At 36.5% G+C, this 15709-nt stretch carries 14 protein-coding genes; 9 read left to right on the top strand and 5 right to left on the bottom strand.

Features of this window, described 5'->3' with window-relative positions; genetic code table 11:
* Positions 1–140 precede the first annotated feature (140 nt).
* Positions 141–1895 (bottom strand): diflavin flavoprotein, encoded by a 1755-nt coding sequence (locus tag IQ247_RS26990; RefSeq protein ID WP_193924690.1) that lies wholly within the window; start codon positions 1893–1895, stop codon positions 141–143.
* Between the two features lie 172 nt (positions 1896–2067).
* Here IQ247_RS26990 and IQ247_RS26985 point away from each other — a divergent pair, with 172 nt between their 5' ends.
* The 9 genes from IQ247_RS26985 to IQ247_RS26945 all read left to right on the top strand — a co-directional run bounded on the left by IQ247_RS26985 (position 2068) and on the right by IQ247_RS26945 (position 9812).
* Positions 2068–3039, top strand: coding sequence for a phosphotransferase enzyme family protein (locus tag IQ247_RS26985; RefSeq protein WP_193924689.1), 972 nt, complete (start codon positions 2068–2070; stop codon positions 3037–3039).
* Positions 3040–3064: 25 nt separating this feature from the next.
* Positions 3065–3790, top strand: a complete 726-nt coding sequence (locus tag IQ247_RS26980; RefSeq protein WP_193924688.1) for a class I SAM-dependent methyltransferase — start codon at positions 3065–3067, stop codon at positions 3788–3790.
* A gap of 201 nt (positions 3791–3991) precedes the next feature.
* Positions 3992–4651, top strand: coding sequence for an NAD(P)H-dependent oxidoreductase (locus tag IQ247_RS26975; protein WP_193924687.1), 660 nt, complete (start codon positions 3992–3994; stop codon positions 4649–4651).
* 122 nt (positions 4652–4773) lie between these two features.
* Positions 4774–5358, top strand: coding sequence for a Crp/Fnr family transcriptional regulator (locus tag IQ247_RS26970; protein ID WP_228060073.1), 585 nt, complete (start codon positions 4774–4776; stop codon positions 5356–5358).
* A gap of 78 nt (positions 5359–5436) precedes the next feature.
* The gene (locus IQ247_RS26965; protein WP_193924686.1) at positions 5437–5859 is read left to right on the top strand and encodes an ester cyclase; all 423 of its coding nucleotides are present in this window, start codon (positions 5437–5439) and stop codon (positions 5857–5859) included.
* A gap of 18 nt (positions 5860–5877) precedes the next feature.
* The gene (locus tag IQ247_RS26960) at positions 5878–6894 is read left to right on the top strand and encodes a DUF2891 domain-containing protein (protein WP_193924684.1); all 1017 of its coding nucleotides are present in this window, start codon (positions 5878–5880) and stop codon (positions 6892–6894) included.
* A 253-nt stretch (positions 6895–7147) separates the two neighbouring features.
* A complete protein-coding gene (locus IQ247_RS26955) occupies positions 7148–8074 on the top strand; it encodes a hypothetical protein (RefSeq protein ID WP_193924683.1) in 927 nt (308 codons plus the stop codon).
* Between the two features lie 49 nt (positions 8075–8123).
* On the top strand, positions 8124–8624 hold the full coding sequence (locus IQ247_RS26950) for a GNAT family N-acetyltransferase (protein WP_193924682.1): 501 nt from the start codon (positions 8124–8126) through the stop codon (positions 8622–8624).
* A gap of 165 nt (positions 8625–8789) precedes the next feature.
* On the top strand, positions 8790–9812 hold the full coding sequence (locus IQ247_RS26945) for a tRNA-dihydrouridine synthase family protein (protein ID WP_193924680.1): 1023 nt from the start codon (positions 8790–8792) through the stop codon (positions 9810–9812).
* A 296-nt stretch (positions 9813–10108) separates the two neighbouring features.
* Here the strand turns inward: IQ247_RS26945 and IQ247_RS26940 are convergent, their stop codons facing one another.
* The 4 genes from IQ247_RS26940 to acsF all read right to left on the bottom strand — a co-directional run bounded on the left by IQ247_RS26940 (position 10109) and on the right by acsF (position 15523).
* Complete coding sequence (locus tag IQ247_RS26940) at positions 10109–10666, bottom strand: hypothetical protein (protein ID WP_193924678.1); 558 nt, start codon at positions 10664–10666, stop codon at positions 10109–10111.
* Positions 10667–10788: 122 nt separating this feature from the next.
* Positions 10789–12135 carry a cytochrome P450 gene (locus IQ247_RS26935; RefSeq protein WP_193924676.1) on the bottom strand — a complete coding sequence of 449 codons (1347 nt, stop codon included), beginning with the start codon at positions 12133–12135 and terminating at the stop codon, positions 10789–10791.
* A gap of 42 nt (positions 12136–12177) precedes the next feature.
* Positions 12178–14070: a lipoxygenase family protein gene (locus IQ247_RS26930; protein ID WP_193924670.1), complete on the bottom strand. Its 1893-nt coding sequence runs from the start codon at positions 14068–14070 to the stop codon at positions 12178–12180.
* Between the two features lie 376 nt (positions 14071–14446).
* Positions 14447–15523: a magnesium-protoporphyrin IX monomethyl ester (oxidative) cyclase gene (acsF, locus tag IQ247_RS26925; RefSeq protein WP_193924692.1), complete on the bottom strand. Its 1077-nt coding sequence runs from the start codon at positions 15521–15523 to the stop codon at positions 14447–14449.
* Between the last annotated feature and the right edge of the window lie 186 nt (positions 15524–15709).

Genomic DNA, 15709 nt, shown 5'->3' with positions numbered 1-15709 from the left:
GAGATGGGGAGATGGGGAGATGGGGAGATGGGGGGATAATAGCTAACTCATAACTCCTAACTCCTAACTCATAACTCCTAACTCATAACTCCTAACTCCTAACTCATAACTCCTAACTCATAACTCTTAACTCCTCACTTTTAATAGTGGTTGCCAATTTTGCGATGGTGAACGGCGGTTAAGGCATTTACCTGGGCAACTCTTCCGGTTTGGATAGTGCTGTAAATTACCCAATGGTCTCCGCAATCCATACGGGTGGTAATTTCACATTCCATGTAAGCTAGGGCTTCGGCTAAAATCGGGGATTCATTGCTTGCAGCAGGGTATGTTTTTACTCCAGCAAAGCGGTCTGCACCGGGAGCAAAACGCTTGAGAAAATGTTTCATTAATCCTTGATATCTGCCTTCTTCGAGGACATTTAATACAAAGCGATCGCCGACGTGCATTAAGGATTCTATGGCTCTATCTTTAGCAACTGCGATCGCAACTCCCAAGGGTACGAGACTCGCTTGTATTACCCAGGAAGCCAACATGGCACTTTGCACTTCTCCTTTTTTTGCGGTGATAATATATAGTCCGGAGCTAATTCTTCCCAAGGATTTTTCTAATTCATTATCGATGGACTTGATTTGTTTGATAGTGCGTTCACCTACGGTGCGGCTTTGCCGTTCGCGATTTAACCATTGTCCTAAATCGGTTCCCGCTTCGTCGCAAAGTTGTTCTGTGATTTTGCTGGGTGTTTCTTTAATTAAAATCGGGGGAAATGCTTCGGTTAATCCTAATTCTTGAAACTTATTGCGTAAGGGATAAACTGGTTCGTCTTCTCCTCCCCCGGATTCTAATAAACCAATTGCTTGTTTATTATGAACGGCTGCCAAGATAGTATTTAAAGCTGCTTGAGCTACAACATTAGATTGGGGAGGCATTCCAATCACTAAACCAGCGGCTTGTGCAACTATTTCTCGGACTTCTTGCGGTTCAGCATTATTTATATCTACCAATTCTACCGCTACATTTGTTCTGGCACTACCATGTGCGATCGCCCTAACTAATTCTTCGCTATAACCGTAATCCTCAACGTAAAATAATGCTACTAATTTCTCGGTTTTGGCTTGCTCTAAACTCCAATTTTGATAGCGTCCAATCCATTCTGGAATATGATGTTGTAATAGAGGTCCGTGTCCCGTGGCAACTATTCCAATAGTTAATTTATCAATTCGCTTTAAAGCTGACAATACCGAACGGGCATTCGGTCCCATGAGACAATCATAGTAATATTGAAAATCTTTCTCTATCGCCGTAAAATTTTCATCAAAAGTGCGATCGTCACAGTAATGCATTCCAAATACATCACAGGTATAGAGAACGCTGGTTTTATGGTCATAAGTAAAGATTGTATCGGGCCAATGTAAATTCGGTGCAGAAACAAATTCTAATTCGTGTCCGTTACCCAAATCTAAACGTTGTCCACTTTTGATCACCATTGAATCAAAAGGCTGGTGAACCATATTTTCTAAAAATTGAATTGCTACTTTAGCACCAACAATGATTATATCGGGAGCTAATTGTAAAATATCTTTAATTAAACCACTATGGTCTGGTTCCGTGTGACTGACAACCAAATAATCTATTTTATTTACGTCAATTAATCCTGTAATTACTTCCAAATACAACTGCTCAAATTTGCGGTGAGAAGTATCAATTAAGGCAACTTTTTCACCTTCAATTAAAAAGGAATTATAAGTTGTGCCATTTTGTAAACCAAATTCAACATCAAAACGTTCTCTGTCCCAATCTAAGCAACGAATAGCAGTAGTTTGCTCGGCAATTTCTATAGTTTCAACGGTTAAACGTGCTGGGTTGGTTATTTGGGTAGACTGCGTAAGTGCGACCATAAGTTTTATCCCAAAAGATACTATGTGTTGCGGTGTAGTTACTTTTTATATTTACTCAAAAATATATATTAGTAAAATCTTATTTCCTGAAGGCAATGATTAATTTTTATTATATTTAGATGTAAAAAGCGAGTTTGAATCAAGATAATTTAAGTAATATTATCTACAGCATATGAACCAGCAAATTATTCCGAACATCGAAATTGCGTATAATGCTATTCAGCAATATGATTTTAAATCAACAAAACTAGAATTAATTAAACATTTAGAAAATACAACCTTTAAATTATCAACCGAACAAGGTAACTTTTTACTCAGAGTATATTGCGGCTTGCATAACACCGTTCAAGATATAGAATCAGAAGCAAAAATTATTGAATATCTAAGTAATTGTGATAATTACCAATATCAAAAACCAATTTGTAATAGATATCATAAATTTGTTTCTATGGTTGAAGCTGTAGGGATTTCTAAATCTGTTTCGATTCTTTCGTGGATTGATTCACCAACTTTAATAAATCGAGTTCACGATTTAAGCTTATTCAATAAAATTGGTAAATTAATTGCTCATATTCATGATAAACTTGCCAACTGGCAACAGCCTGCTGATTTCCATCGTCCAATGCTTGATGCTGATGCTTTAATAGGAAACAAGGGAGCTTTGGGATATGGAAATTTGGGTTACAAATATTTTGATCGGGAAACAGTAAATTTATTTGAATTGGTATATCAACGCTTAGTTGATTTTCAAGCTGTAATTGCCAAGGAGAAAAATTTTGGTTTGATTCACGGTGATTTACATTTGAATAATATTATTTACCATCAAAATACTTTAGTTCCTATTGATTTTGACGATTCCGGTTGGGGATATTATATTTATGATTTAGCGGTAATTTTAGCAAATCATTGGGGAAGTACAGAATATGATGAAATCAAAATTAAATTATTCCAAGGATATAGAACTATTAAAGAAATTTCTGTAGACATCGAAAATGAAATATTATTATTTATTGCAGCAAGATATGTTTTTATTACGCTTTATCTTGCTGGTAAATCACAAACAGAATCAACTTTTAAACAAGCTGCATTGGAACGAATACCGCTTTATATTGATAAGTTAAAAGATATAATCACCTATGTATAATTAATTTTTCTAAAATATAAATAATATGAAATATTACAAAGAGGATTTAGCATATATTCATGATGTTGGTTTTAGCGATTACTGTTTAAAATCTGCACCCGGTATTCTAGAAATACTGCAAAAAAATCATATAAATAGAGGTTTAGTAGTAGATTTAGGGTGCGGCAGTGGATTATGGGCGCAAGAACTTGTAAAATCTGGTTATCACGTAATTGGATTTGATATTTCACACGCATTCATTGATATTGCTCGAAAAAAAGTACCAAAAGCCGAGTTTCGATTAGGTTCGTTATTTGATGCAGAAATTCCAGCTTGTAATGCTGTCACGTCTATAGGTGAATGTCTCAATTATCTGTTTGATTTAGAAAACGATAATCAAAGATTAATTAAATTATTTCGTCGTATATATCAAGCATTGACTCCTGGAGGTGTTTTCGTTTTCGACATTGCTACACCAGAGCAAGTTATTCCGGAAAGTACAACTAAAAGTTTTACTGAGGGAAAAGATTGGATAGTATTGGTTGAAAAAGAAGAAAAACAGCAAATATTAACTCGTCGGATTATTACTTTTCGTAGCTGTGGGGAATACTATAGAAAAGACGAAGAAACACATTATCAGCAACTATACAAAGCAACAGACATCGCACAAACACTTGAGCAAATTGGTTTCCAAGTTCAAATTTTAAAAAGTTACGGTGAGTTTAATCTACCATTAAATCATGCTGCTTTTATTGCACTGAAACTTACATAGTACTGTTGAGGAGTGGGGTTTTTATGAGTAAGTATTCATAACACACTTACAAATTTTACAAAAACCCGACTTCTTAATATATCTATCGACAGTTGCCAATATTACCAAAAATATGCTTATTCCTATCTCAGTAATCATCTACTAGCATTTATTCATAATTGCGTTTATCTTTGAACTGGCTGTTTTTTTATTAACTTGCATATGAACACAACAACATTTTCACCCCAAGAAGTTCTCAAACAACTAGAATGGCGTTATGCTACCAAAGAATTTGATTCCAGTAAAAAGATTCCAGATGATGTTTGGAAGGTGTTGGAACAAAGTTTGGTGCTTGCTCCTTCATCCTTTGGAGTACAACCTTGGAAATTCTTTGTGGTTCGTAATCCCGATATTCGTCATCAATTGCTAGAACATTCTTGGGGACAAAAACAAGTTGAGGAAGCTTCTCATTTGGTAGTTTTAACTATTAAAGAAGATATCAATAGTGAGGATGTTGATTCTTACCTTGAACGAATGTCGGAAGTGCGAAATGTTCCAGTAGAAAACCTGGAAAAACTGGGTGATATGATTAAAGGTTTTATCAAAGAACCACCATTTCCTCTTGATAAAAATGAATGGTCTACTAGACAAGTTTATATCGCTTTAGGATTCTTTATGACTTGTGCCGCAATACTGGAAATTGATACCTGTCCGATGGAAGGTATTGTTCCCGATAAATACGATGAAGTTTTGGGGTTAAAAGAAACAGGATATCATACAGTAGTAGTTTGTCCGGCAGGATATCGGCTACCTAGCGATAAATATGCAAATATACCGAAGGTTCGTTTTAAAACCGAAGATGTCGTGGAATATGTAGATTAAGATTTGCGTTGTGAGGTGAGAAGTCGGGTTTTACAATGTTTATCTCGTTTTACGAATATTTAAATTAAAAAACCCGACTTCTTGAAAGTCATTTTTGAAAAAGTCGAACTCAGGTAAAATTAATGATTTATGAATCATTTTATAGATTTATTCAAAAGCTTTCACCTGAATTTAAAATTGATATTAACATCCTAGAATCTCTCTTAAAATCAAAGGAGGTGCGAAAAGGAGAATTCTTATTTCATAAAGGTGATATTTGTGAGTTTGTCGCTTTTACTTACAAAGGTTGTCTAAGAAGCTTTGTTGTGAAACACGATAAAGAATACACCTTATTCTTTCATACCGAAAACCAAACTTTTGGAGATTATGAAAGTTTCCAAAAAAACAAACCTGCTTGCTTTTCCACTCAAGCAATCGAAGATTCAGAAATTCTTATATTCAACCATCAAACAATGCTTTTGTTTGAAAAAACCGTAGGAGGGCAAAAATTACTCAGACTTGTTGCTGAAGATTTAGCATTTTTGCTGCGAGATAAATTACTTTCGCTTCTGATTGATACGCCACAAGAACGTTATCTTAAATTAATTGAAACTGAACCCCAAATTTTACAAAGGATTCCTCAATATTATCTTGCTTCATATCTTGGTATTGAACCGGAATCACTAAGTAGATTGAAGAGGAGAGTTTATAAAAATCAAAAATCTTAACCGAAGTCAATGAAAGTCAAAAATTTACAAATTATAGTGATTAAAAATATATTGTTGCAGAAATTTTTTTGAGAAAATATGTCACTCGAACAGAACAAAGCAATCGTGCTTAAAATGTATGAAGCTTTTGATAAACAAGATATTGAGCAAGGACGAAAATTCATCTCTGTCGATATAGTGGGGCATGGAATGGATACAACTTCTCGAAAAGGAATTGATGAATTTATCCAGTATGCGATGTCCTCTTTTATTATATTTCCAGATGGTTATCATGTGTTTGAAGAAATCATTGCTGAAGGTAATAAAGTTGTTACTCGTGGAACTTTTAGCGGTACTCATCAAGGTAAATTAATGGGAATTCCACCGACGGGAAAACAAGTAAAATTTTCGTTTGTACATATTGATACTCTTTTAGACGGTAAAGTTACAGAACATTGGGGGCAAGCTGATGTTTTTGGCATGATGCAGCAGTTAGATTTTGCAACAGTAGATAGAAAATAACTGATAACTATTAATCACATGGAACTTAATCAAACCACTGCCGCAAAATTTGTAAAATTAGTCTTAAACTGTGTCGAATGCGAGTATCCCCACAGCAATATCTACTGGCTTGATAGCAATGAAGATGTCAAACCACCCCGCGAATTAACTCCCGCTTTCTACGGCTGTTTGGATTGGCATTCAGCGGTACATGGACATTGGTTGCTTGCGCGTTTAGCTCGTTGTTTCCCCGAAGCAGCTTTTATTGTACCAGTAAAGCAAGCTCTGGAAAAAAGTTTAACTGCTGCAAATATTGAAGGAGAAGTTGCTTATTTTCAACGTCATCCTCGATTTGAATTTCCTTATGGTGTCGCTTGGTTATTGCAACTTGCAGCAGAACTTGATGAATGGGATGATATTAATGCTAAACAATGGCAAATTGCATTACAACCATTGCAAACTTTGATTGCAATTAACTTCAAAGATTGGTTACAAAAACTGACAATTCCCAACCGCACGGGGATGCATCAACAAACTGCTTTTGCATTAGGATTAATCTTAGATTGGGCGCGAATTACGAAAAATACCGATTGTATTAACCTAATAGAACATAAAGCAAAAAAATTCTACTTCAACGATAAAAACTATTCTTTACGATTCGAGCCATTAGGATACGATTTTATCTCACCATGTCTTGCACAAGCGGATTTAATGCGACGAATACTTACAAAAACTGCTTTCGCTGACTGGTTAAGCGATTTTCTTCCAGATATACCCCTTGATAATTCAAATTGTTTACAACCCGTTGAAGTTGATAATTCCCAAGACTATTTACAATCTCATTTCTATGGACTTAATCTCAGTCGTGCTTGGATGATAGAGGGAATAATTTCTGGATTACCAAATGGCGATCGCCGTATCAAAACACTTTACACTACAAGTATTATCCATCGTCAAATTGGTTTAGCAAACGCCGTCAGCGAACATTATGCTGGTAGCCATTGGTTGGGAACTTTTGCAGTTTATTTGACAACTTCTCGTGGTTTAAATATTTAATTAGGGTTTGCTGTAAAAGCTTTCTGGTTAGGATAGGGAAGAGGGAACAGGCAATAGGGAATAGTTTTATGGCTGCGAACTCATAAATGCAAGCTTTTTTGAGCTTCAATCCCATATTTTGTTGCACTTTTTTGTTTAATGACAGTCCCAAATACGAAGATAAATCAATATTTTATAGTTATTCAGCGAACCCTAATTACCTATTAATTGTAAAATCATAATGCCGCAAAATTGAAAAATAATAAAAGCTTTCATGACTAGGTTCGCTTATGATCAGTTTGCTAAGGACTATCTCAAAGAGTTATTACAACCTTTAGGAGAAGTAGAAACTAGCCGCAAAGTACCCGCAGAAATTAGAGAAATAGATGTTTACTTTGTTCCCTCACCCCAACCGGCTATAGATAAAATAGAATTAGGATTATTAGGGAGACTAGCGGGTAAACTAGCATTATTTGAACCCTATAGGAATGCAGTTAAAATCTCGGAAATTCGTAGCTGTATGAATAAACTGTTGTATTTAATTGCCGATATAGAACGTCAAAATAAAAGAGATAATATAGTTACACTAGAAGACGAACTTCCCAGGTTATGGATATTAACGCCTACCGCATCTACAGCAATCTTGGATAGTTTCAACACTATTCCAGATGAAGAAAATTGGGGTAGAGGAGTATATTTTCTCGGAAATTCTCTCAAAACTGCTATTATTGTTATCCATCAATTATCCCGTACACAAGAAACATTGTGGTTGCGACTTTTAGGTAAAGGAACGGTACAAAAACAAGCTATTGAGGAACTAGAAGCATTACCCCCTGATAATCAAATACGTGCCAAAGCAATTGATGCAGTATTAAACTTAAGAAGCATCTTAGAAATGACTCAAAATCAAAATATAGATGAAGAGGACAGGGAATTAATCATGACTTTAAACCCAATTTACTTACAGAGGTTAGCAGAAGCGGAACAAAAAGGACTTCAACAAGGACTTCAACAAGGACTTCAACAAGGACTTCAAACAGAACGCCGTACAGTGATTGAGAACTTATTACAAGTTCGCTTTGGTTCTTTAGATGAAGAATTAAGCGCAATTATTGAACCAATTTCCAGATTATCTCCCCAAGAATTTACTCCGTTATTATTACAACTATCTCGCGAAGAATTATTAAATAGATTTGGTTAGTAATAAAAACTAGTATATACTTTTTTGAGCCAAAATTATTAGTTCTTTCATGGTGATTCTTCAACAATCAACAATTCATCAATTAACACTTTTACTTGATGATAATCAACTTTCTACAATTGATGAATTGCTGATTCCGAAAAACGAGGTGCAATCTCCTCGTTTTTTCTTAGAATCTGCACTTGAAAAGCTAAATCAAGATTCAAACAATGCTTTTTGGTGGTCTCCTCGCCTAATTGTGGTCAATAGATTAATTGTGGGGATGTGTGGATTTAAAAGTCCGCCAGAAGTAGATGGGTTGGTTGAGATTGGTTACGGGATTATTCCTTCACAACGGCGACAGGGATTTGCAACTGATGCAGTAAAACTGTTATTAAAAGAAGCATTTTCCACAGTTCAAATTCAAGCAGTAACAGCTTGTACTTCCGTATCAAATCAGCCATCTGAGAAAGTTTTAGAAAAAAATGGATTTATCACAGAAAATCGCAAAATCGATCCAGATGACGGTCAAGTTTGGATATGGCGAAAGCATAAAGCGAATCTTCTTTAATAACCCGATTATTCCATCAATTCGTCTGAGTTTTTGATCGTAATGGTTTTTTGATTAATGCTGATTGTAATGGTATCGGCTACGTCACCCTTTATGTTGATGAATATCGAGTCGCTATTTTAGCCAGCAATGATAGAGTATGCTTTGTTGAGCGCTGTAATCTCTATGCCCCAAGTACCCCTTCCCCAATCGCTTTATCCAGGCCTACCACTCACCGCTCTTGCGCCCATGCAAGACGTGACAAATCTCTGGTTTATGCAGGTTATTGCTCAATATGGTAGTCCCGACTACTTCTTCACCGAATATTTTCGCGTCACTGATACCTCGCGCCTCAATCGTAAAATTTTGGCTGCAATCACTGAAAACGATACGAGTCGCCCGGTTTTTGCTCAAATGATTGGCGAAAGCATTCCAGACTTAGTAAGAACAGCACGGGAACTCTGTTGCTATAATATTGCTGGAATTGACTTGAATATGGGTTGTCCAGCACCTAGAATCTATCGCAAAAATGTTGGGGGTGGATTATTGCGAGAACCTGAAAAAGTGGATCGCATTTTGGCAGAACTGCGACAGACAGTGAACGATCGCCCTTTGACTGTGAAGATGCGCGTGGGCTTTGAGAATACAGATAACTTTTACGAAATACTAGATACGATTAATCGCCACAATATTGATTTGCTGAGTTTGCACGGTCGCACGGTGAAAGATATGTACCACGGGGCAGTAAAATATGATTTGATCGCCTCTGCGGTCAGACGGGTCGATTGTCCGGTGCTTGCTAATGGCAATATCAACTCTGCTACAACTGCCCTTGAAGTACTTTCGCAAACGGGTGCGGCGGGTGTGATGGTGGGACGTTGGGCGATCGCAAATCCTTGGATTTTTAATCAAATTCGCCAGGCTTTGCGGTCTGAGTTGATCGCGCCTGTTTCTTTACTCGAAGTACGTAAGTATATTGATCGTTTACGGCAAACCCCTTACTCAGCAAGTATGCCAATGCGATCGCGCTTAGGACATCTCAAAATGTTTCTCAACTACATTGCGCTCTTGGTTGACTCTGACGGTCATTTTCTGCGACTGATGCGACACACACAAACCGAGGTAGAACTACTTAACCTCTGCGATCGGGTTTTCCTTGCCGATAGTAAGGAAAACTTAGCCTTAGCACCCTACTCAAGCGATTCATAGCCCTTATATATTAACGGCTTTTAATAATTTAATTCAAGCAAGAAATTTTCTAGAAATATTAGACATCTGGTGGAAATTAATTATGCGTCATCCAGAAACCTTGTAGAGACGCGAAATTTCGCGTCTCTACATTCTTTTTCGGAGATGTCTATTAATTTAACATTTTATTTAGGTAGTAATGAGTAATGAATTAAAACTTCTTACTTCTTACAGGGCGGCAAATGTACCTTCTGATTTTATCCATTTACTTAGTAGCGATCATAATCAATCTTCTGATTTGTGATAGTGGCACTCAGCTATGGATTTCTGGCAATTACCAAACATTCATTTTCAACTTTTGCCAGCATATCCTTAAAAGCGGTAGTATAGTTACCATTTTCATCTACAATCCGACGAAGTGTATAATCGGCAAACCGTGGAATTGCACCGAACCAAAGGTTTTTACGTTTCCAAGTATCTCCATTGTGAGAGTTTTCATCTTGACACATTGTCGCATCTACTATCCATCTGGGAATTGGTATCCCAAATGACAAGGGTATGATTTGTGATTTTTTTAGAGTATCGTCTTCAAATTGAATTTTATAGGTAAACTGACTCAACCAAGAAGAAATAAGTAGTAACCTTCCTTGAATAGAGTTATGAAAAGTCCACTGTAATTGTCCAAATACTGGTAGAAATAAAGTATTATTTTGTGCATCCCATTCTAAGTTATACATGGTGATACAATCATCTGGAAGCGGATTTCCATCCATAAAGAATACACCTTTGAGGATGCTTGGTAAGTTGGTTTCTTTAACTGGCTTCATCCAGGTTGCAATGTTATCTAATTGTTTTTTTTCAATTTTGATATTCATAAGTTGTTCTATTTGAATTTTAACAACGGATACCTTTGTTGAGAATCTAAAAATAACCAAGCAATTATTTATAATAGGTTATTTTTAGATTCTTATTTCTATTCTCTATCCCCAATTTTTGATTAACGTCGCGCAAAACCTTTCAATACTAAATCATTCGGTGTAACAGCAGTGACTTTTTCAAGTTCCCACTTGACTTCTGTAATTGAGTCCCATTTGTAATTTTTGAATAGGTACAAACAGAAGATATTAATTAAGCCGATAGCTAAGTCCCTTCCAGGACAAGCTCGTTCGTGTCCGTAACCATTCCAAGATAAAATATCTGAAAAATCACGTTCAATATTAAAGCTTTCTGGATTTTCATATCTTGCTGCATCTCTATTAGCAGTTAAAATAGAACCAAGTAAACGAGTACCTTTTTGGAACGGACATTTAGTTTCGCCAATTTCAATTTCTCCTTCTTCTTTAGCAAGTTGGCTAACGAATCTTACTGCTGGATAAAGACGAGCGGTTTCTAGAATTACTTTGTTAATTACAATTGAATTTTTCAATGCATCTGCGTTTGGTGTTTCTTGTTCTTTCCAAACTGCATTAACTTCTGCAATTACATCATTTCTCAAAGCTTCATCCAAACATAAAACACCAATTACCGAACCCAAAAGCGCACTCGTACCAAGGGTTCCGGCAATATGAATCATGTCAAAAAGACTATTGGCAATTTGATGCTCGTTCAAATTGTATTTGGCACCCGTTTCTAGATAAGATGACCATAGCGGAGATTGCTGATATCGCTCGGTTAATTGCTTGCGATGTTTGATGCTTGGTGCTGTTAATATTCCCAGTAAATATTTATTAACAAAATTTGGCAAAGATGCTAGAAACAACTTTTTATTGTAACCAGTTGATGCGGTAACTTCTGCTTCCGATAAGGATATTTGAAAAACAACTTGATGCAAAATTTTCAGCATCATTCTTGGTAAATCTTTACCAATATGTAATTCACCCTTTTGGGCTGCTTCCGATAAGCATTGATTAACTAAATTACTCAAAGTTTCTACATCTTCTGAAGGTTCAGGTAAAGCTTGTAAAAATAAAGCCCGCGCACCTGTATGTACAGTACCGTTCATTCCCAAACTCAATGGGTTATTCAGCAAATAGCTCGGCGCTAACATTCTAATAATACCCAAATCGTTTCCCCGCCATTGAGGTTCGACTTGCATTAATTTCTTTACGTCAGCATGAGAAGTATGTACAATTGCTTGGTCTACTGCAAAAAATTTGTCTCCGATATTTTCTTTAGCTGTATTCAGAAAACTCTTTAATTTCTGGAGCATTACCAAGCCATCTTGATAATAAAGCCGTAAGCGCAACATTTGACCAATTTTACTGTCATAGCCGACTTTAGCTAAAGTACGTGAAAGCTCTATTTGACGCTTTTGCGCTTTAATAACTTGTTCTTTAATTGCCATAATTTTCCTTGATTATTGATTTTTTACTGAATTATTCAATTGCTAAATATTGATACTTTGGGGAATTTTTGAAGGAAGTAAATATTCGTAAGTGGGACGATTTTGATTGCGTTGATGAATAGTAGCTTCAATTTCTTTTAAATTATTTCGGAATGCCTGCAAAGATGTTCTTACTAAGGTATCTTTAAAATAATTTTCTGGATAATCACTTAGCTTTTTATAATAAATAGACCCAAGTATATAGACTAGATTCAATTGTTCTTGTGCTTGCTCCAAGGGTGGGAGTAAATTCAGGTAGTCTTCTTCGCTGACTTTACCTTTGAGAATTGAAGCAGGCTGATAACCAGCCAAAGGTACCGCTGGGGCATAGTTCATCATATCTCCCTGTGGAAAATTAACCGCAGCGTGTTGAGCGCTAGCAGTAAATATAATCAGCGTTACAGCATTAATTAAGTAATCTAAAGTTTGAATGCGTCCATTTTCTTGACCAAAATCTGGCACTCTTCCCCCATCGTAGGCTTGGGCTTCCGCAGCCCATTTCTGAATATAACTGTCATTTTGTACGCTTGTATCCGTTTGATAGTAAATGCTTAAATAGTCTGAAACCCATGTATGAATTGCATTCCAAATTAACAGTCCATCATCCCGGTATGGATAAACAGGTAGCTTTTCAATATCATCTACTCCGCGTTTCTCTAATTGCTTGGGTAACATCGCTTCATTGAAACCATAGCTTTGCAAACCAACTGCTGCTAAAACACGGGAATTATCAATAGTTGATGCAAGTAATTTATCCACACCCCCACCAGGAGCAATCAAACTGCGTTGGGCTGCATCGTTTATCGCTAAAGTACCTTCAAAATGAGGACGTAGCAATATACTAAGGGGATGATTCTCTGGTAATTGACGATTAGTTGCGATCGCAAAGGGACTTACGAATAAATGAGTACGTCCTAAATGAGTTACAGCTTCGTGGAAGTTAGCATCTGCTATTTGTACAATAGTTTTGGCAAATAGCCAAGCATACTTGTCAGACTTGGGTGTAAAAATCGGATTATCTTTTGGGTTTTGACCACATTGAATCGCAACTGGGCGCATTAAACGCGATTTATCGGAATTTTTAGGAACAGCAAATAACGCTAACGGAGCATAAATATACTTTTGTTGTTGAGGGAAAGTTCCATTAACAGCACCTGCTAAAATTCCGTAATCAGCAAGATAAAGTCTTCCTTCCTCTCCCGCTGCGGCTAAAGAATCATCACTTCCCATAACCTCCTGATATTGAGCTTCGGTGAGTGCAAATCTATCTCCCAATTTATTGACTCGCTCAATCATTACGGGATTGTATCCACCTACTCGCATATAGGCAAATACTTGATCTTCGGAAAAAGTTTCAGCTATTTCAGGTACTTTCATCTCAGGGAACAGCTTTTGATAATCCTTCAAGCTGTTAACATGTCCAGTAGGACGTTCTTTATATAAAAGACTTTTAACTCGATTCAAAGAATCTTGGAAAATAGAAAGTCCGCTTTCCTTGAGTATAGAAAAGAATAAATCATCGATTTCTCTATAATCTTTTGATAATCCTGTAAGTAATAAATTCGGAATAATTTGTAAAATTCTAGCAGTAACACTTAAATTAAAAGGTAATGCTCCTTTCGCTAATACTTCGAGGAGAAATAATCTCACATCATCGTGAACATTTTTAGAACCACGATTTCCCCGGTTTGTAATCAGGGTATTGATAAAAATAACTTTTAGTTGTCTCGCTAACAAACGCAACCAGCTAGTAGAAAAATTCTCATTACCAGGAAGCTCATCGAGCATCGCAATAGGTGGAATATGGGTATAGTTATACTTGTATTCTTGTCGAGCAACTTCCAATTTATCAATAAGCGGCAGATTTTGATGGTTCTTTTGTGATAAATCAGTCATGTATAACTTTTCCTCCCATTTAGTGTTCTAAATATAACTTCATTAGCCAAACCAAGAAAACGGTTTTTTTAATTTTTCTTAATGGATGAAGTTAATTTGTTGGGAATCTAACATTATTTAAATAGTGAGTAGGTGATAAAACTTATGCACTTATTAAGTTAGCTTCCGTTATTTTAAAGCTATACAAAAATAAATGAGATTGCGATATCCGCAGGAAAAGCATTAAAAAACGTCACAAATAAGCAAACAAATTCATTACTCAAAAAGTAGCTTGCTTATCGCAATTAACTTAAAGCGCTTGCACAGAAATGTCCATAAATGGCACAAAAAAAGATGAGCATTGATTGCCCATCTTACAATTTAAATTTATAAATCTTTACTTAATGCTACCTTGAATCGCAGTAGCATCAATTGGCTTGATAAAGTATAACTTCACAGCTTGCCAACCGTTGGAAACATAATAGGGTAGCTTTTGGAAAATTTGCAGGAATTTTGGTGTATTAGAATTGGCGATCGCTCTAAGCTTCTCGTTATTTTTAACGCAAATTTCCAAACGCTGGTAAAATTCCGGTTTATTCACATCCAACATGACTGGGAATACTCTTCCAGCAGTGTCGTTAGTTTTTTCAATTACGTCTTTATCGTATTCCCGTGCATCTAAACCGATTGCAGCATAAAAATCTTGACGCTGAATATCGTTCAAATACATTGTCGCGAATACCGACAACAAGAAGAAGCGACACCATAACCGTGCTTTCCAATCATTTAAGGTTTGGGGTTGCGCCTGCATTATCGCATCGAAAAAGTCACCGTGGCGGTTTTCATCTTGACACCAGTTTTCAAAGAATCGGAAAATCGGATAAATCCGATCTTCGGGATGCTTTTCTAAATGACGATAAATATTGATATAGCGCCAATAACCAATCTTTTCAGAAAGATATGTAGCGTAAAAGATGAATTTTGGCTTGAAGAAAGTGTATTTGCGACTCTTGGTTAAAAATCCCAAATCCAGCGACAAATTAAAATCTGACATCGCTTTATTCAAGAAACCAGCATGACGCGCTTCATCCCGCGACATCAAATTAAAGCATTCAGCTAAAACTGGGCTTTTTCCTTTGAGACGACGACCTAATTCTTTATACAACAAAAAACCGGAAAATTCTGCTGTACAAGAACGTTCTAAAAACTCAACGAATAATTGGCGAGTTTCCCCATCAATATGTTCCCAGGATTGCTCAAATTCTGCATCCCGAACAAAATGATGGCGGTTGTAGTCAGCGCGAAACTCTTCTAGAATCGCTTGCAACTCATCCTCATTAACCGAGATGTCCATCCGTGCCATCTCATCAAAGTCAGTGGTATAAAACCGGGGTGTCAACAAAGTTTCCTTCGCTGGGACTTTAATACCCGGACGTATTTCTTCAAAGCCTGGTTTTTGTAGGGAATCTACCATGTCCTGATTGTTATAAGTGTCGGGTGTATATACGGTGTACTCGTAAACGGGCTGTGATGCCACGTCTAAAAATTGGGATACGAAAATATTGCGTTTAAGTATAAATATCAGTTTACCAAGGACTGAGGTATGAATCACCAGGTGAAACGTTAAGAGTTGCAACAAATTAGATCGGGAGATGGGGAG

It is taken from the genome of Plectonema cf. radiosum LEGE 06105 (assembly GCF_015207665.1).
Taxonomy (GTDB): Bacteria; Cyanobacteriota; Cyanobacteriia; order Cyanobacteriales; family Nostocaceae; genus Rivularia; species Rivularia radiosa_A.
Note: the sequence above shows the minus strand (reverse complement) of the source record. Positions and strands in the feature narration are given on the sequence as shown.